General features: G+C 39.9%; 20 protein-coding genes and 1 pseudogene. 4 read left to right on the forward strand and 17 right to left on the reverse strand.

Annotated features, from left to right (window positions below; all coding sequences use genetic code 11):
* Positions 1-3: 3 nt before the first annotated feature.
* Both IAR63_RS17290 and IAR63_RS18835 read right to left on the reverse strand, forming a co-directional pair.
* Positions 4-663, reverse strand: a complete 660-nt coding sequence (locus tag IAR63_RS17290; protein ID WP_407927163.1) for an RNA-guided endonuclease TnpB family protein — start codon at positions 661-663, stop codon at positions 4-6.
* Complete coding sequence (locus tag IAR63_RS18835; protein WP_407927142.1) at positions 627-752, reverse strand: hypothetical protein; 126 nt, start codon at positions 750-752, stop codon at positions 627-629. Before IAR63_RS18835 ends, IAR63_RS17290 begins: the two co-directional genes overlap by 37 nt.
* Before the next feature lie 196 nt (positions 753-948).
* Here IAR63_RS18835 and tnpA point away from each other — a divergent pair.
* Positions 949-1,345, forward strand: a pseudogene (gene tnpA, locus IAR63_RS17295) (IS200/IS605 family transposase).
* A 154-nt stretch (positions 1,346-1,499) separates the two neighbouring features.
* On the opposite strand, the gene IAR63_RS17300 reads toward tnpA, so the two are convergent.
* The 12 genes from IAR63_RS17300 to IAR63_RS17355 all read right to left on the reverse strand — a co-directional run bounded on the left by IAR63_RS17300 (position 1,500) and on the right by IAR63_RS17355 (position 11,663).
* Entirely contained in the window at positions 1,500-2,048 is a 549-nt protein-coding gene (locus IAR63_RS17300) for an FKBP-type peptidyl-prolyl cis-trans isomerase (RefSeq protein ID WP_187706130.1), read from the reverse strand.
* Between the two features lie 13 nt (positions 2,049-2,061).
* Positions 2,062-2,385, reverse strand: coding sequence for a phasin family protein (locus tag IAR63_RS17305; protein ID WP_006278184.1), 324 nt, complete (start codon positions 2,383-2,385; stop codon positions 2,062-2,064).
* Positions 2,386-2,574: 189 nt separating this feature from the next.
* Complete coding sequence (locus tag IAR63_RS17310; protein WP_187706131.1) at positions 2,575-3,522, reverse strand: F0F1 ATP synthase subunit gamma; 948 nt, start codon at positions 3,520-3,522, stop codon at positions 2,575-2,577.
* Positions 3,523-3,605: 83 nt separating this feature from the next.
* Positions 3,606-5,126, reverse strand: coding sequence for a F0F1 ATP synthase subunit alpha (gene atpA / locus IAR63_RS17315; protein ID WP_096547565.1), 1,521 nt, complete (start codon positions 5,124-5,126; stop codon positions 3,606-3,608).
* Between the two features lie 102 nt (positions 5,127-5,228).
* Entirely contained in the window at positions 5,229-5,783 is a 555-nt protein-coding gene (atpH, locus tag IAR63_RS17320) for an ATP synthase F1 subunit delta (protein WP_187706132.1), read from the reverse strand.
* A gap of 5 nt (positions 5,784-5,788) precedes the next feature.
* Positions 5,789-6,346 carry a F0F1 ATP synthase subunit B gene (locus IAR63_RS17325; protein WP_096547567.1) on the reverse strand — a complete coding sequence of 186 codons (558 nt, stop codon included), beginning with the start codon at positions 6,344-6,346 and terminating at the stop codon, positions 5,789-5,791.
* A 112-nt stretch (positions 6,347-6,458) separates the two neighbouring features.
* Entirely contained in the window at positions 6,459-6,950 is a 492-nt protein-coding gene (locus IAR63_RS17330) for a F0F1 ATP synthase subunit B' (RefSeq protein ID WP_096547568.1), read from the reverse strand.
* Between the two features lie 145 nt (positions 6,951-7,095).
* Entirely contained in the window at positions 7,096-7,341 is a 246-nt protein-coding gene (gene atpE, locus IAR63_RS17335; protein ID WP_006278178.1) for an ATP synthase F0 subunit C, read from the reverse strand.
* 198 nt (positions 7,342-7,539) lie between these two features.
* Positions 7,540-8,295: a F0F1 ATP synthase subunit A gene (atpB, locus tag IAR63_RS17340; protein ID WP_096547569.1), complete on the reverse strand. Its 756-nt coding sequence runs from the start codon at positions 8,293-8,295 to the stop codon at positions 7,540-7,542.
* Between the two features lie 76 nt (positions 8,296-8,371).
* A complete protein-coding gene (locus tag IAR63_RS17345) occupies positions 8,372-8,761 on the reverse strand; it encodes an ATP synthase subunit I (RefSeq protein WP_231922601.1) in 390 nt (129 codons plus the stop codon).
* 258 nt (positions 8,762-9,019) lie between these two features.
* On the reverse strand, positions 9,020-10,201 hold the full coding sequence (locus IAR63_RS17350; protein ID WP_187706133.1) for a class I SAM-dependent methyltransferase: 1,182 nt from the start codon (positions 10,199-10,201) through the stop codon (positions 9,020-9,022).
* A 46-nt stretch (positions 10,202-10,247) separates the two neighbouring features.
* Positions 10,248-11,663 (reverse strand): isochorismate synthase, encoded by a 1,416-nt coding sequence (locus IAR63_RS17355; RefSeq protein WP_187706134.1) that lies wholly within the window; start codon positions 11,661-11,663, stop codon positions 10,248-10,250.
* A 220-nt stretch (positions 11,664-11,883) separates the two neighbouring features.
* Between IAR63_RS17355 and menA the strand changes: the two genes are divergently transcribed.
* Genes menA through IAR63_RS17370 form a run of 3 tightly spaced genes read left to right on the forward strand, consistent with a single transcriptional unit; the run spans position 11,884 to position 15,246 of the window.
* Complete coding sequence (gene menA, locus IAR63_RS17360) at positions 11,884-12,777, forward strand: 2-carboxy-1,4-naphthoquinone phytyltransferase (protein ID WP_187706135.1); 894 nt, start codon at positions 11,884-11,886, stop codon at positions 12,775-12,777.
* Positions 12,778-12,781: 4 nt separating this feature from the next.
* Positions 12,782-13,795 carry an o-succinylbenzoate synthase gene (locus IAR63_RS17365; RefSeq protein ID WP_187706136.1) on the forward strand — a complete coding sequence of 338 codons (1,014 nt, stop codon included), beginning with the start codon at positions 12,782-12,784 and terminating at the stop codon, positions 13,793-13,795.
* On the forward strand, positions 13,777-15,246 hold the full coding sequence (locus IAR63_RS17370; RefSeq protein WP_096547575.1) for a 2-succinylbenzoate--CoA ligase: 1,470 nt from the start codon (positions 13,777-13,779) through the stop codon (positions 15,244-15,246). Before IAR63_RS17365 ends, IAR63_RS17370 begins: the two co-directional genes overlap by 19 nt.
* Here the strand turns inward: IAR63_RS17370 and IAR63_RS17375 are convergent.
* From IAR63_RS17375 to IAR63_RS17385, 3 genes are all read right to left on the reverse strand, one after another.
* Positions 15,239-15,688 (reverse strand): acyl-CoA thioesterase, encoded by a 450-nt coding sequence (locus IAR63_RS17375; RefSeq protein ID WP_096547576.1) that lies wholly within the window; start codon positions 15,686-15,688, stop codon positions 15,239-15,241. The two genes, IAR63_RS17370 and IAR63_RS17375, sit on opposite strands and share 8 nt — an antisense overlap.
* Before the next feature lie 50 nt (positions 15,689-15,738).
* Positions 15,739-16,962, reverse strand: a complete 1,224-nt coding sequence (locus IAR63_RS17380) for a T3SS effector HopA1 family protein (RefSeq protein WP_235678306.1) — start codon at positions 16,960-16,962, stop codon at positions 15,739-15,741.
* A 134-nt stretch (positions 16,963-17,096) separates the two neighbouring features.
* Entirely contained in the window at positions 17,097-18,344 is a 1,248-nt protein-coding gene (locus IAR63_RS17385; RefSeq protein WP_187706137.1) for a phosphotransferase family protein, read from the reverse strand.
* Positions 18,345-18,646: the final 302 nt, after the last annotated feature.

Consider the following 18,646-nt stretch of genomic DNA (forward strand, 5'->3'; position numbering starts at 1 on the left):
GGATTAAGCTTCTCCGGTCTGAAGACACGGAGATTTCTGAAGAGTCCATAAACGAACTTTCTGAGGCTGGCTTAAACAGCCTCTACTGATTCCGCTAAGATCAATTCCTAGCATCACCGCTACTTTTTTCAAAATATTAGCAGCACCATTACAGTCCGCATTAATTTTGAACCCATCAGAAGTTTCATATACTCCACGACTAACTCGTTTCCCGCTTGCTTCCCACCCTTCGGGTTTTTCACCGAATTTAGGTATATTGTCGCAATCAAAAAACGATGATTGAGAAGTGTATGATTCTTCTGTTTCAATAAAATCTATTCCGTATTGTTTACATAATTGAGCAATACGGTCTTTTAATCTTGCTGTGGGAATTTGGAAAAACTTCTGATTGTTTTTAGACCCCAAATCAATACTATCTTTTTGTCCTTTATTCCATCCAAAAACAATAGCACCAATCTTATTTTCAATACAGTGGTTAACGACTATTCTTGCAGCTTTGTTAACTGCATCACGCATTTGTCGGTTTCTTTTTTCGGTAATAGCAGCTAATCTGTTAGACCAAAAACCCTGCGGTTTATCACTTTTAAGTTTAGCTACTGATTTGTTGTACCACTGATTTAAACTTTTTAAATGAAGTCCATCAACAATAAATGATGTTCCCAGATTAGAAACAAATGAACGTTTTTCTGATAAGTTCCTAGTTGTTTATGCAAATCTGCTCTACTAGGAATATAACCAGTTTTAAAGTACATCTGCCTAGAATAGTAAACGCCACAATTTGTCAGCTTTTTAGCTTCTGTGCAGACGTACTCCAATATGGCTGTTATTGATTTATCGGACTTGATAAGAACTTGTTGGCATCCGTACATTGTTCGACCTTCAATGTTTGTTGATTTCAAAAGTATAGTTGAGATATGATTTACTTGTCAATAGCAGCCACGAAACAATATGAAGACAACACTGGAATACAGAATAGGAAATCACTCAAAAGGTAATGCAGTAGTGCATCTTGTATGGATACCTAAACGCCGAAAAAAGGTATTATCTGGAGAGATAGCTAAATGCCTTCGACAGGTAATTTACGAACTAGCCAAAGAAAAAGACTGGGATATCCTCGCTCTTGAGGTTGCACCATGTTCATTTATTTGTAGAACATCAACCAGATGTTGCTATAAATCAAGTGGTTAAAGCTTTTAAAGGACGGTCATCTTGCTTGTTAAGACGAAAATTTCCTGAATTACTTAAACTTCCTAGCCTATGGACTAATAGTTATTTTTATTCCACTGCTGGACAGGTTTCAGCAGATGTTATTAAAAGGTATATTGAAGAGCCGCATCACGGTTAAATATCAAGGCGAATAAATTCGCCGTTGGCACTTCCTGTCTAAAGCCAAGTGGCTTCCGTGCCTTTCGGCGATTTTCTTGTGAGAAACAGTATTGAGTTCAAACACGACGCTACCACTCGCGCACCTCTTGTTCCTCCTCTAGCATTTTATATTTCTATTCAACTCCCAACAACTCTACATCAAAAATCAGGGTAGCATTGGGTGGAATCACCCCGCCCGCACCACGGGATCCATAACCCAAGTCTGGGGGAATAATTAGTTGACGACGACCACCTACTTTCATGGTACTTAGTCCTTCATCCCACCCTTTAATTACTTGTCCAACCCCTAGCTTAAAGCTAAAAGGTTGATTGCGATCGCGTGAACTGTCAAATTTCTGACCATTCTCTAAAGTACCAGTATAATGAACTACTACTTTTTGTCCCTTTTGGGGCATCAAACCAGTACCTTCTTGTAATTCAACATACTTAAGACCAGTAGAAGTAGAGACAGTGTTAGTATCAGACATATTGTTACTCGCAGTTAAATTTTTATCTTTTTGATTATTTTCTTGGTCTTGGGTTTTGGGTTCTGTAATGATAGCTGTGGGTGTAGTTTCCGTGAGTTTGGCTGTGGTATCTTGTTTACCACCATTAATTTGTGCTATCACCAAAGCTGTAACACATACTATTATCAATACAGCACTAAGAAAAATACCTTTCAAAATAAATCCTCCCTTAACGCCAAAATTTATTTTCCAAATCCCGTATTTGACGTTCTAAACGGTCAATTCTCCCGCGTAATTCGTCAACTTCGGACTGGCGCGGAACTCCAAAATCCTGCATCATGTTACGCAGTTGTCTTTGAACTTGTCCTTCCCAGTTCCCCTGTTCTGATTTCAATTGGTTAACAATATCATCCATTAATGTGCCCACCTGCTCAGGATTGAGTTTTCCATCCCTGACCAGTTCATCCCCAACCTGTCTAAGTTTATCTGCTACTAGGGAAGTTGTACCTATTCCCACCATCATCAGTTGTTCTAACCAGTTGTTGTTTTCCATATATGTCTTTAGCTTTTAGGGGACGGAGGCGAACCAGAACGCCTACCTAGCTCTATTATATATGCCCCAGATCTATCTTTCTTATATTCATCAAATAATCGGCAATAAGTGAATGGTATATTTGTACTAGTAATTATAATAATTACCTATTACCTATCACCTATTACCAATTACTTATGTAGGTGCTTATTAGCCAAGTGCTTCTGCACCACCAACAACTTCCAGGAGTTCCTGGGTAATCGCTGCTTGACGGGCTTTATTGTAAGAAAGAGTGAGAGAACTAATGAGTTGACCAGCATTATCACTGGCATTGCTCATTGCTGTCATCCTTGCTGCTAGTTCACTAGCCGCCGATTCTTGCAAAGCTCTTAATAACTGATTGCTCAGATATAAAGGTAACAGGGAATCTAAAATTTGTACGGGGTCTTGTTCAAAAATCATATCCCGGGGTAGGGGTGCTACTGTACTGGTAACTTTTTCCCGCTCTACCTCAAATTTTCCCCCACGAGTAGTTAGTCGGAATATCTCGTCATCGGAGGTTTCCAAACCTTGAGTATCTAAGGGTAACAGGGTTTGGACTACGGGACGGGAACTGACTAAAGAAACAAAACGAGTGTAAACTAATTCGATTCTGTCTACCTTTTCTGATAAAAACAGAGAAAGTAACTCGTCAGCTATATTTGTAGCCTCGGTAGCAGTGGGAATTTGTTCTAGACCGCTGTAGGTGGCATCAATTTTGTAACCCCGTCTTTGGAAGTATTGATTAGCTTTACGACCCACAATAACAAAGGTAACATCTAAACCTTCAGCCTTTAATTCCTTGGCTCGGGTTTCTGCTCGTCGGATGACGTTGGAATTGTAACCTCCACATAGCCCTCTATCACCGGAAACTACTAATAAACCAACAGACTTCACTTCCCGTTTTTTCAGTAGAGGTAGATCTACATCCTCAAATTTTAACCGGACCTGTAAACCATACAGCACCTGTGCTAAACGGTCAGCAAAGGGACGGGTGGCAATTACCTGCTCCTGGGCACGACGCACCCGAGCTGCAGCCACTAGCCGCATAGCCTCGGTGATTTTTTTGGTGTTCTTGACCGACTGAATGCGATCGCGTATTGCTTTGAGATTAGCCATAAATTAGTCCTTAGTCATGAGTTCTTGGTTATTGATGATTAGTATTGGGAATTACCAATCACCAATTACCGATTACACTGTGATTACACCGTAGCTAGAAAAGTCTTTTTGTAATCAGCTAAAGCTTCTTTCAGGGCTACTTCTTCCGCTTCTCCTAGGACTTTGCTGGTTTGCACTCCTTGGTAATAAGAGTTCTTACCACTCTTTAAGTAGTCACGGAAACCTCTAACAAAGCTGGTCACCTGGTTAACAGCTATATCATCCAAATAACCGTTAATACCGGCGTAAAGAATAGCGACCTGTTCAGCAACAGAGAGAGGATCATTTTGGGGCTGTTTCAACAGTTCCCGTAAACGTTGTCCCCGCGCCAACTGATCCTGGGTGGCTTTATCTAGGTCAGAAGCAAATTGGGCGAAAGCTTGTAAGTCATCAAACTGTGCCAATTCCAATTTAATCTTACCTGCTACTTTCTTCATTGCTTTAGTTTGGGCAGCGGAACCCACCCGGGATACGGAGATACCCGGATTCACTGCTGGACGAACACCAGAGTTAAACAGGTCAGAAGAAAGGAAAATCTGTCCATCAGTGATAGAAATCACGTTGGTAGGAATGTAAGCGGAAACGTCACCAGCTTGGGTTTCAATAATAGGTAAAGCAGTCATACTACCCTTACCCAATTCATCACTCAATTTAGCTGCTCTTTCTAATAAGCGAGAGTGAATATAGAACACGTCTCCTGGATATGCTTCTCTTCCGGGTGGACGACGTAAAAGCAAGGACATTTGGCGATAAGCCTGAGCCTGTTTAGAAAGGTCATCGTAAATCACTAAGGTAGCTTTACCTTGGTACATAAAGTACTCGGCAATAGTAGCACCTGTGTAGGGGGCTAGGAATTGTAAAGTAGCTGGGTCACTGGCATTAGCTGCTACAACTACTGTGTATTCTAAAGCGCCTTTTTCCTGTAGGGTTTGAACCACGTTAGCAACTGTGGAAGCCTTTTGACCCACTGCTACATAAACACAAACTACATCTTCACCTTTTTGGTTAATAATGGTGTCAATAGCAATAGAGGTTTTACCAGTTTGACGGTCACCAATAATTAACTCCCGTTGACCCCGACCAATGGGAATCATGGAATCAATAGCTGTGATACCCGTTTGCATAGGTTCATGGACGGAACGACGGGCAATAATCCCCGGGGCGGGGGACTCAATTAAACGGCTGGTAGTAGCTTTAATTTCACCTTTGCCGTCAATTGCTCTGCCTAAAGCATCTACTACCCGACCGATGAGGGCTTCACCCACACCTACCTGGGCAATTTTAGCGGTTGCAGTAACGGTACTACCTTCTTGAATATTTCTTCCTTCACCCATTAGTACGGCGCCCACGTTATCTTCTTCTAAGTTTTGGGCGATACCAACAGTGCCATCTTCAAATTCTAAAAGTTCCCCGGACATGACTTGTTCTAAGCCGTAGATCCGGGCAATACCATCACCAACTTGTAGTACAGTACCAACATTAGCAACCTTGACCTCTTGATCATATTGCTCGATTTGTTGTTGGATAATGCTGCTGATTTCGTCAGGTTTAATGGAAATGCTCATGTGCCTATTTTCGTTTTTCTTGTGAGACGGCAGAAGTTTTTGGTAATTGGTAATTGGTGATGGGTAACAGATGAAATCTATCTAATTCCCCATTCTCCCTATTTAACCACTGGTTAAGCGTAGAGAAAGACGACGTAGTTGACCACGCAAGCTGGCATCAATTACTTGAGAACCTACTTTGATCACTACACCACCAATTAAATCGCTGTCGATTTTAGTTTCAATTTCTACTTCCCGAGCTTTAGTAATAGAAATTACCTTTTCTCTTACTGTTTGTAGTTGTTCATCGGTTAGGGGAATAGCAGAACTAACTTCCGCTAAAACCGTTTGGGTTAATTCCCGCAACAGACTGATATACTGCTGTAAAATTGGTTCCAAAAAGGAAATCCGCCTTCTATCAACTAACAGCAAGATGAAATTTCTCAGGTAGGGATTAACACTTTCCCCCAACAGTTGTCTGAGTAGATTCTTTTTGTTTTCTGGTCGAATAAAGGGGTTATCCAAAAAGTTTTGTAGTTCCCCAGAACCAGAAATCAAACTAATCAAAGTCCGCGCATCTGTGCCGAACTCTTCTGTCAAATTGTTGGCTTTAGCCACTGATAACAAAGCCCGTGCATAGGGCTGTGCCACTTCTGCTGTCGCTGCATTACTTTTCATGGTTCCTAACCTCCCAATTGAGCGATGCTACGGTCAATAATTCTTATTTGAGCATCCTCAGCAATGCCAGCTTTAAGTTCTGCTTCGGCTTTTTGCAAAGCTTGAGCCACCACTTTCTGCCGTAATTGAGAAATTACCCGCTCCAGCTCCGCATTTAAATCTGCCGCTCCAGCAGCTTGCATTTTCTCAACGTCAGCAGCAGCTTGAACTAAAATTGCTTCCCCAGCTGCTTTAGCACTAGCTTCCGCATCAGCTTTAATTCTGTTAGCTTCCACCTGGGCTTGTGTTAGTTTTTCCTCAGCTACCTTTAACTGCTTCGCAGCATTTGCAGCTCTTTCCTCTGCACTCTTAATTGCTGTTTCGATGTTTTCTCGACGAGTTTTTAGGGTGTTACCCAACACTTTACGTCCAAAAACAAACAGCACAGTAATAATAATGGCAAGGTTAATTAGGTTGGTCTCAAAAATATTAGTATTTAGACCAATACCGCTATGTTCTGCTCCCTCTGCCAATTCACCCGTGACAGCGGTTGCTTCCGCTATCAATAGTAAAAAAGTCCCCATGTTTTTTCATCCACAACTGCGCAGCCAAATTCAAATTTTCTTGTCAGTGGTCATTCTTCAGGTTGATGATTTATGACACCATGACATTTCTGTAAGTTAGTTTTGACCTAATTTAGCGTTGGCCTATTAGATCAGCACCTAACAGCTTCTCCAATATTTGGCGACTGAGGGCATCCACCTGTGCTTCTAAAGAAGCTAAAGCTTGTTGTTTTTGCTGCTCAATTTCACTAGCTGCTTTTTCTCTTTGTGCCTGGGCTTCTTGCTGTGCTGCCGCTATTTTTTGAGATGCTACTTTTTGCGCCTCTGCTTGAGCTTGAGCAATCACTGCTTGCGCTTGTCTTCTTGCACCAGCTAGTTCCTGTTCATACTGAGCCGCCAGTTTTTCTGCCTGGGACAAACGCTGTTGGGCATCCAATTGATTATTCCGGATGTAGTCATTACGTCCATCAATGGCTTGACCCAATGGTTTATATAGGGTTGCATTCAATATCAGGGCTAAAACTAGAAACTGAATTGCCATCAAGGGCAAAGTCGCGTCTAAGTCAAACAAGCCCCCTTCCTTGGCAACCTCTTCTACTGCCAACAAGGTGATCCAATGTGTCATTGTTGCTTGTTCCTATGTATGGTTATAGTCCTGAGTTATAACTAGAGGATGAGTTATGAGTTAGTGAGTGATGATTAATTCAACCCCTAACTCTTAACTCCTAAGTCCCATCTTTTGTCACTCAGTCCAATAGACTGGTTACTACTTATGCGAAGGGGTTAGCAAACAACAATACTAGGGCAACTACTAAGCCGTAGATGGTTAGCGCTTCCATGAACGCCAAACTCAGCAACAATGTACCGCGAATTTTGCCTTCTGCTTCTGGTTGACGAGCAATACCTTCTACAGCTTGTCCTGCTGCATTACCTTGACCAATACCAGGACCAATAGCAGCTAAACCAACAGCTAGAGCAGCAGCTAATACGGAAGCAGCAGAAATTAATGGATCCATGATCTTCTTTCCTTACTTTAGAGATACGGTTGATTTGGGAATATAGTGTTAGTAGTCAGCTATCATCTATCAGTTATTGGTGATCAGATGCTATTAATTGGTGAAGCTCCCCCGGTTGACTTTTGACTACCTGTTGTCACCCTGGCACTTTCACCTCTCACCTGTCACCTCATCACTGACTGTTGTTTCCTGAGGGGTCTAATGACTTCCCTCATGCTCTTCGCCATGATGATCTTCCATCGCTTCACCAATATAAGCAGCAGCGAGGGTGGCAAAAATTAGGGCTTGAATGGCACTTGTGAATAGTCCCAAGGCCATCACTGGCAATGGTACAAACAGGGGCACTAGTAACACTAGTACGCCAACTACCAGTTCATCAGCTAAAATGTTACCGAATAAACGGAAACTTAGGGAAAGAGGTTTGGTGAAATCTTCAATAATCTTGAAGGGCAACATAAAGGACACTGGTTGCACGTAGTTGCCAAAGTACCCTAAGCCTTTCTTGCTGAATCCAGCATAAAAATAAGCTAAAGATGTTAACAGCGCTAAGGCAACTGTTGTATTGATATCGCTGGTAGGAGCGGCCAGTTCACCTTCTGGCAAATGAATTAGTTTAAATGGAACTAATGCTCCAGACCAGTTGGAGACGAAAATGAACAAGAACAACGTGCCAACAAAGGGCACCCAGGGGCGATATTCTTTTTCGCCAATCTGGTTTTTTGCCAAGTCCCGAATGAATTCCAGGGCAAACTCCATTAGGTTTTGAATGCCTCTAGGAATGCGTTTCACATTGCTGCTTGCCAGGATGGAAGCTAGTGTTAATACGCCAATTACAAACCAGGATGTGAGAAACACCTGTCCATGGAGCTTTAGGTTGCCTATTTGCCAGTACAGATGCTTACCCACCTCCAATTCTGCTAAGGGAAGGGAGTAGAAGTTCAGAAAATTGAGCATTTTCTTTCTAATGGGGTCGCTTCTTTCATCTTACTGGAGAAGCGGAGCTTTTTAAGGTTCCCGCAGCTTTGTAGAGTCACAAGACAAAAGCCATCCTGATTACATAGATGATGAGCGTGGCTTTGTAGGTCAGAAATCCCAAGAATATGGGCATGATTTGCAGTTGATTCCACCGTGATGCTAACAAAATCAGCACGACTAATAAGGCTAGCCGGGTTTTACTCAGCTGTTGTTTCTCTGTGCCTAAACGCTCTACATCTCTGGCCAACATCTTTAGGTAAAGCACTCCCGCACATGCCCCTAATAAATAGTTTAAGGCCATGTTCAGGGAATAAGCAATCCAAACGGCTGTGAAAATTACTGCTGTTAGGACAAGGGTAATGACCAACAGCTCTTGATAGAGTTGGTAAAACTCTTTCATGGCAGAGTTTTTTTGTTCCTCTGGTTTGAGAATCAGGTTGGTCATCGTTTTTTGTTGTCGGAGTGGATACATTTTGTTCTTGATGACAAGCTCACGGAACTTGAAACCAGTTCAACTAAATAGGGCGACTGCATGTTCAGTCAGCTGAATCATACCACGTTAGTGGTAACAATACTTTAGAAAAAACAATTAACTTAATTTTTTTGGGAATTTTTTGCCGGAAGTTGGGAAAATTGACAAAGATTATTCTTGTTTCGCTTATCTTTATCTTCCTCGCATTTAATATCGCGATCGCACTTCCAATTAAAGGTTGGGACTGAGTATCAACAATTGCTGCTCTATCAATTTCCTGACTCCAGCTAAATCCACTTGACTTTTCACGAGAATTTGTGATATGCTGTGTACTCCATCACATTTTTCCATGAACTCTAACTCCTGGGGAGATAGGTTAATAATTTGGTAATCGTAGTTAAATATACATTGACTGGGAAATCCATCTATACAAGGGTTTAATTCTGGAATAGCTGTTAGTAAGGTATTATCATCTTGCCAATGGCTTTTTTCTAAGGGGGGAGAAGCTAGGAAAAACTCGTAGTGGGCAACCTCGGGGTCTAATAGTTCTATGAGGCGATATTTTTCTCTGGGAGATAATTCTTGGGCTCGTGCCATCAGTTCTGGCGCTTTCCCCAATAATCTCTCCAGATTCCAAAAGCCTGGATTGGAAAATCCTACAAACTCTAACCCAGAAGCATCTATGAGCTGGAACAAGGTATCAATGTTATAATCCACTTCCTGGGGATGAACGTACATGTCAGCAAAACATTCGTCCTTTTGATTTTCCCATGACCATCTGGCTTTCTCTCTATTGACAATTCTATTGTTTTCTGGTAGAGCAGCAAATATTTTTCTACCCACTTGTACCCCATCTCCATAATCGCCACGTTTACTTCCTTGAAGAAGTGCGATCGCCTTTTGCATAAGTTGTATTTCCCATCTACCCAATTCACCATAAACAAAGATGTGCATAATTCCTCCCGGTGTCAGTTTACCTGCGAGGGACTGAATACCAGCTATGGGGTCAGGTAAATGATGGAGTACACCAACAGAATTAATCAAATCAAACTTTCCCGGTATTTGGTCCAGATCATAAATACTCAGGTGGTGAAATTCCACCCGGTTAGCACCGGAACTTTGACAGCGTTTTCTAGCAACTTCTAGCGTGCCCGGACTGATATCTATTCCTACTACATGTGAGTAGGGATTCAAATGTACTAAATATTCCGTGCTAACTCCTGATCCACAACCAGCATCTAAAATCCGGATATCTTGTTTTGAGGGTTTTCTCCCGGTACAGAAGTTGTAAGCAGCTAACCAATTCCAGCGCCAATTATATCCTGGTGGTGGTTGGTCTAAAATTGGTTCAGGGGGGAACGGGTAAGTGTCATAAAGTTTGGCTACAGCAGCAGTGATTTGGGTGTCGGACATTGTTAGATATTAACGCAGCTGGTCCTAGTCTATCAGAAAGTCCCCACTACACCAACGCTTTAAGTAAGGCTTGTAATTTAAGCTGCACCTCAGCAAATTCTCGTTCAGGGTCAGAACCTGCAACAATACCAGCACCAGCGTATAATCTGGCACAATTATTGTTAATAAGCGCGGAACGAATACCCACAATAAACTCACAATTTCCCCTACTATCTAACCATCCTAGGGGTGCAGCATATAGACCGCGATCAAATTTCTCGTAGTGCCTAATTTCCGCACAGGCAATTTCTCTAGTCGCCCCTGCTACAGCAGGTGTGGGGTGCAATTGGGCAACAATTTTTATGGGGTGAACATTATTGGGAACCACAGCAGTAATTGGTGTCCAGAGGTGTTGAATATTTGCCAGTTGTCGTAGTCGTGGAGTTAGGGGTTGGGGAAATAACCCCAGTTGTGATAGTCTCTGACTGATAAAATCAATTACCAGGTTATGTTCGTGTTTTTCCTTGCTACTGTTGACTAATCTATGGGCATTAACTGCATCTTCCTTAGGTGTTTTGCCCCTAGGAGCTGAACCAGCTAGTGCATCGGTGATTAGCTGGTGGTCTTGAATGCTAATTAGTCGTTCCGGACTGGCGCCCAGGAAGTTTTGTCCTCGACCATTACTAATACAAAACACATAACAGTTAGGATGTAAATTCCTTAAATTATTTAGGGATTTTAATATATTAAACGAACTATATGAATATACATCTAATGTGTCTGCCAAAACAATTTTGCTTAACTGTTTAGCTTCTATTTTTTTGAGAGCTGATAAAACTGAGTTTTTAAAAACGTCCGGATTGTTTATCTGGCTTGTCTGGGAACCCTTGCAGGTGGTCACAGCTATGGGGAGACCATTGGTTAGAGATTGTAAAGTCCTAACTTTATTTTGGATATCTTGGAGTATGTGGTTAACATCAACATCAGCATCAACTACCGTGTTGATCACTAGAGTACAAGAGGAATTTTTCACAGCTACTTGTAATTTGGGTAAAAAAATTGTCGCTGCTGCAAAGGGATAATTAGAATGCTGATGCTGTTCAAAAAAACTAAAACTGCAAAAAAAGTGACTACCTGTGAATGGTTCATTAAGATTACCGAAATTAATGATATTTTTTAGACAATCTTTAATAAAACCTTCCGTTTTGTTAAATCTGTGTTGACCATTAATATCTAATTTCTTTATGGCATCAATAGCTACAATGGCTTCCCCTTTACTTTTATTTTCAAAATAAAAGTTTAATGTGTTCCTTTGTCCTAACTTATCTAATACAAATAGGGGGTCTATAAAATCAATTGCCAAGGAGATGCTAACAATTTGCTGGTGATGATGTTCATAGCATCTTTGTTGCACTGCTAACAGTAGTTGATGCAAATCTTTATAATCTGTGAGGAATCTTGGAAGACATGGTGAAATTCTCATGGATGTGTCTGTTAATTTTTTTTAAGTTTTATTGATCAAGTGTAACAAATAGATTGTAATATTTTAGTTCTATTACTAGTTCTATTGCGGGTTTTATTAATTCAAATTAGCATCTTCTGGGAACTTGGAGCTATAAGAAAGATGAAATTTCTCGCTCAAATTTCTCAGTTAAGTATAGGATCCGGTGGTAAATTTATTAGAGTGTAGTTGATGAGGAATAATGACCACAAGACAAATACCCAATCATAAGTTGTGGATGGCTGCTATTAAACCACCAATGTACAGTGTTGCTATTATGCCTATATGGGTGGGATCTTGTGTCGCTTTTGCGCAAACTGAAATTTTTGATGGTGTCCTATTTACGATTTTTGCAACTGCGGCAATTTTGATTCTAGCGTGGGAAAACATCACTAATGATGTTTTTGATGCGGAAACGGGTATTGATAAAAATAAACATCACTCATTAGTAAGTTTAACAGGCAATAAGCAATTAATGTTCTGGTTGGGTAATTTGTGCCTAATTTTGGGTTTGTCAGGAATAATTGCGATCGCTTGGTTACAAAGAGATCCAACTGTGATTGGACTTATTCTATTGTGTTGTAGTTTAGGTTATGTGTACCAGGGACCTCCGTTTAGATTAGGGTATAAGGGTTGGGGAGAAGTTTTGTGTTTCTTTGCGTTTGGACCTGTGGGGATGACAGCAGCATACTACAGTCAAACCCAAAATTGGTCACCTACTAATTTAGCTGCTTCGGTTATTGTAGGGATTGTAACTAGTTTAGTATTATTTTGTTCTCATTTTCATCAAGTAAAAGATGACATTGCTGCGGGAAAGCGGTCACCCATTGTGAGGTTAGGAACACAAAGGGGTGCAGAAGTTTTAGTATGGTTTACCGCTAGTATTTATGTGATATGTTTATTACTGGTAGTGTTAGGAATTTTTCCCTTTTGGACTATATTAAGTTGGTTGAGTTTACCTTTTGGGGTGAAATTATGTGGTCACGTGTGGAAAAACCATCATCTTCCGGAAAAGGTGAGTGATTGCAAGTTCATTGCTATCGGGGTGCATTTTTGGAGTTGTTTGTTATTAGGGATAGGGTTTATTTTGGGTTAGAAAAATGGAGTACCAATTTTCTTTTCGTCAATTCAGTCAGAAATTTACCCATGCTGTGATTACCAATCATGGTGTTTGGGATATGCGAGAGGGCATAATGATTAGACTGGTTGATCGAACTGGGAAAGTAGGTTGGGGGGAAATTTCTCCCATTGCTTGGTTTGGTTCAGAAACCTTAGAACAAGCTAGGGAGTTTTGTAGTCAACTACCAGAGATAATTACTCCAGAGATGATTTTGGGTATTCCAGCCCACTTACCAGCTTGTCAATTTGCTTTTGAATCGGCCAGAGAAAATTTTTCCAATTCAATACCTGTTTTTAAAAATCAACATTTAAGAGATGAAAGCCTAATAAGTAAAAAGATGAAATATAGTGCTTTATTACCGAAAGGAGAAGCTGCTGTTCAGGAATGGAAAAATTTATGGCAAAAGGGTTATGAGACCTTCAAACTAAAAATAGCAGTGGATCACATAACCCAGGAATTAGAAATTTTGCACTTACTGGTTGGTCAACTACCAGAATCTGCCAAAATCCGGTTAGACGCTAATGGAGGACTCAATTATCACCAAGCTAAATTATGGTTAGAAGTTTGTGATCAATTTTCTCAAAAGATTGAATTTATTGAGCAACCTTTAGGGATGGATAGGTTGGAAGAAATGCTAGAATTGAGCCAAGTATATTTAACAGAAATCGCTTTAGATGAGTCCGTTGCCACCTGGCAAAAGTTAGAAAGTTGTTATCAAATGGGGTGGCGAGGAGTTTTTGTGGTCAAACCAGCTATTTTAGGTTCACCATCTCGGTTGAGGGAATTCTGCCAAAATCACACCATTGATCTGGTATTTTCTTCTGTATTTGAAACTCCTATTGGTAGAGAAGCTGCGCTCAAGTTGGCTGGGGAACTATCTCATGGCATATCTAATCTATCTGGTAATTGCCGTTCTCTGGGTTTTGGTATTGACCATTATTTTGCACTACAATCTACAAACTGGCCAGAAGTTTTATGGAATCCTATTTATTAAAAAGTTTATCAGATATGGACAATCAAAACATCTTTAGGGAAAATTGGTTAATAGTTGAAAATGGTGAACAATTTGAACCCCTTGTTAAGGAATTATATGGTGAAATACGTAATCAATTAGATAGGCAAATTGACCACAACTATGAACCGGTATATAAACCCCTAAAAATCATTTTAGCCCAGCGAGATCCGGTAAAATTTCTGGCGGGATTTATTGCTGGTTGTGCAGCTGAGTGTGCAGTTTTTTTATGTAATCCCGACTGGGAAAAAAATGAATGGGAGCAAGTTTGGAATTTAGTAAAACCAGATATTATTTGGGGTGATGAGATAAAATTTCCTGATTTTACCACCACTAATATTCCGGAAGAACCTATGATTAGTGGCATTATGATTCCCACTGGTGGTTCATCGGGAAAGATTAAATTTGCCATTCATACCTGGGAAACTCTCACCGCGTCAGTGTGGGGATTTACAGAATATTTTAATTTAAGTTCGGTGAATTCTTTCTGTGTTTTACCACTATATCATGTGAGTGGTTTGATGCAGTTTATAAGAAGTTTTACCACCGGTGGAAAATTAGTTATTACTTCATTTAAACAGCTCACATCTGAATCTAACCAAACATCAGATATTTACAAGATAAAAAACTCAGACTTTTTTATATCTCTAGTGCCAACTCAATTACAAAAACTATTAGACAATCAAAAATTAACCCAATGGCTATCGGAGTTTGAAACTGTATTATTGGGAGGTGGACCATCATGGAATGATTTATTAACCAAAGCTAGAGCAAATGGCATTAGGTTAGCTCCCACATACGGTATGACCGAAACAGCTTCCCAAATAGCCACCTTAAAACCAGATGAGTTTTTAAAAATAGCACCGGATGAGTTTTTAAAAACTAAAAATAGTGGTCGGACTCTCCCCCATGCAGAAATTGTGATAGAGCATCTTCTGGAAAATGAACATTATGGGGGAAATCATCTGGGAGCTATTAGGATTAAAGCTAAATCTTTGGTTTTGGGCTATTATCCCACAATTTGGCAGGATAGTCAGGGTTTTTTAACCGATGATATGGGATTTTTAGACCAGAATGGTTATTTACATATTATGGGACGTAGGAGTAATAAAATTATTTCCGGTGGTGAGAATATTTATCCTCCAGAAGTGGAAGCAGCAATCCGAGCAACTAATCTGATTATGGATGTGTGTGTAATTGGCATACCAGATCATAATTGGGGGGAAGCAGTAACAGCTATTTATGTCCCCCAATCTCCTCCCACTCCCATCCCAGAAATCAAAAACCAACTCCAGCAAACATTAACCAGGTTTAAAATTCCTAAATATTGGATTCCCGTGGTTAGCTTACCTCGTAATCCACAGGGAAAAATCAACATTTCACAACTTCAACAGATCGTCCTGGAATCTCTCGATCAGGAAATGATCATATAATCTCCTCCCTGGATTTTTTTCTCTCGATATCTTCTACGTCTCTACGGTTAGTTTCTAACCAGGAAATTATCTCACCTGACATTTGTCTCTTATTCCGCGTAGCTACATCAATACACACATGTCTGGTAATTGCTTTGGCTACAATCACGTTACTGACATTAATTTCATAGTTAATATCAAATTTGTCCCCGGTGATTTTTTTGGGAATTAAGTTAATTATTAATTTGTCTCCACAATAAATTGGTCGTAAATAATCTGCACTTGCGTGTACAATAGGATAGGCTATTGATGGATGGGTAAAGAAATTCCTCATGTTGATGTTAACATGCATTAGGGAATCTTCGTAAGCTTCGTGACATATATTTAAAATGTTGGCGAAGTAAACGACTCCTGCTGCATCAGTATCTGCAAATCTTATGGTTCTTTGGTAAGCGAAAATCATTGTTGATAGATATATAGTTGATAATAAAGAGGCAAATTCCTCGCTTTTGGTTAGAGAATATAAATATCCTGGGAGCTGGGATTGAGGTAAGGGTAATGTAAATCAATTAGTTGAGATGCAAAATGTTGCTGAATAATCTGTATTCGCTCTTCTATGGCATTTTTACCTTTTTGCCAAGCTTCTAACAGAGCATTGGCAATTATTTGACAACGGTTCATACCAAAACTCTCTTCTGGAGAGAATTTTTGGTTTGGTTCTTCAGCTAAACTCAATCCAGGCGCTAAGTATTTGGTAAATAGGGGAATTTGGGGCTGAAAATAAATTTCGGTCTCTAGGTAAGTTGGTTCCAGAATTTTACGGATAGCTGGATAGTCTTGACAGTTAAAATGTAATGTGGCTGTATCATACCTTCTATAAGAAATAGGATTATATAATACTTCAAAACTAAAGGGAATACTGGCATCGTTTAGTCGTTTTGTTAAAATGTTCATCAGGGCGATCGCTCCGGATGGAGTAATGTTAAAATAGATTTCTACTATTTTTTTAGAATAATAATTTATATTATGGTTATGGGTATTATGGGATAGATGTTGCTGATTACAGTTGCCAACTGCTATGTAACAACCATTTTGCAGTCGGTTCTTTGGCATCCAAATCCCTATTAAATCACTAGGAGTAGGAGATCGGTCGGACTTGAGGCAACATTCTGGTTCTACATACAGTGTGAGATTATTTTTCATTACGGCAATAGTCCCATCTGGTTCTATTCTTAATACCTCCCAGTCAGCATCATAGTTACCTATACCGTGATTATTTTCATGTAGTAGTTGGTAAAAATCCTGGTCAACACCTAATTTGTAATTCGGTTCTAATCCGTTGGTTAGTAAATAACTACACTGCTGATTATTTGTAGATAAAATGGGCTGCAGTGCCCCATTGTAATAAATACCATGGAGGAAATTGCGCAGCAATAGGTTTAGATATTTTTGCTGCAAATCTGGTGAATTATGTCTAAATCTTTGTGCTACCGTACTGGGTATGGCAAAAGGTTGATATTGGGGATGTTGAATGGAGAAATCCGCTGAAATCTCAATATTTCTCACAATATCAAATAGGGACTCAATAACGGACAGGTGATAATTATCTACTCGATTTACTGGGGAATTTTGAGAACTACTGATTTGGCTTATTTGGCTATTCTGGGAATTGTTTGACCGCAGACCATGCAAATGGCTATTTACGGGGGAATTATTTACTTGGTAACTACTCAACATTTTAATAGACTTGCACCTCCGAAATATAACTCAAATATACTGGGAATTTAGGCTCTAACAGCAAATAGTACATAAAGTTTTAACAAATATCCATAGGATAGGATTAACAATCCTTAATATAATCTCTAATGGGATCAACAACCGCGTAAACGAGTTTTAGGGTAGTAGATTGGTGCTATTTGGCGATTAGTTTCCCGTCCATTTTTTTTGGTGTAAGTTTTAACTCCTATCACAGATGGCAGAATTTTCTGGGGTGAAGTACCAAAAATATTTAATAGTGAGTTTTCTGGCATGGTTAATAGTTTTTTGCTAACTTCTAACATAGATAAATGAGTTTTGTCAAAATACTTATAGTAGTTGATACATTTTTGAACATAATGGATAAGTGCCAATCCTGTAAATTGAACCACCCGAATAATAAACTGTGGGAAGTGTTCTAAAACCATGGGAAAGATCTGAATATAGGTTCCCATAATTGCAATTAGGGAGGGTTGAACCGTATCCAGGGAAATAAGGGCTAAATCCAGGGATTCTTCTAGGTCTAAACTGAAATCTACCACCAAACTAGAAAGCCACATTTGTAGATAACTAGCGAGTAGAGTTCCTAAATCAAAAGCGGGATCCCCCCAAGCATATACTCCCCATTGCTTAAATCTGACTAGACAGTTATCTAAATTCTGCCAACGGGAATGAACCAGAATATTATGCAGTTGTAAATCATTGTGGGTTAAACAACATGGTTCCCAATGGTAAGATAAATCCCCAATGGCCGATTCTAGTTCTTCATAATGTTGATAAAGCGCATGAAATTCCAGTGCTGCTGTGGGAATGTTGCCCAACACCTGCTGGGTAAGGGAGCTTATTCCTTGGACTGGATTGTAATAATTGTAGCGTAACTCTCCCTCGGGTGCAGTATCTATAAAATCACGGTATTCCCGCTTCTGGAAAGTGGAACGATGTAAATATGCTAATGCACTACCAATAGAAGTGGCAATTTCTAGGGGGAAAATACTGCAACTTTTGTAAAATTCCTCCAGTTCCATATATTCGCTCAGAAAAGTACAGACCAGGATAGAGTTTTCCGCATCAAAGTGTAATAGTAAAGATGCGATCGCCGGAATATTACCAAGAAGGGGAAATTGCAGTAGTAATTGGTGAAAAACCCACTCATTCCGGGACTGGTAGTTACTGGGATATTCCCCGTTAGGGGTTTCTTGTTTAATTAGAATTTGGCGGTTACCAGAGAGTTTTACCAAGAAAGCATGTTTATCAATAGTAGTTTTAGGTAAATCAGGTTCAGGGGATGGAGAATCTTGTGAACTGAACAGACCTGCGTCATAAAGGTACTGGATCACATTTTCGGAAGACAGTGATATTTTCATGTATAACTTTCCCAGTTACTTAAATTACCGAGCTGATTGATGTGGAAATCGAGGAGTTTTCCGTTGTGAGGATTAAGTAGATAGCGACAATACACCAACCATTAAATATTGCTGTTATCTAGTAATATCTTGTTTATTTAGTGAAAACCTGCCAATATGGCAAATTTACCTTGATTTGCACTTCAATTGCACTTCAAATTATACGGAAGACTCTATAGTCCTGTAAAATATTGACACCACTGACGATACTAGTTCCAGTATACATTGAATTTTTAGTTTTCATCCTATTCATGGTAAAATAT

This window comes from Cylindrospermopsis curvispora GIHE-G1 (genome assembly GCF_014489415.1).
Classification (GTDB): Bacteria; Cyanobacteriota; Cyanobacteriia; order Cyanobacteriales; family Nostocaceae; genus Raphidiopsis; species Raphidiopsis curvispora_A.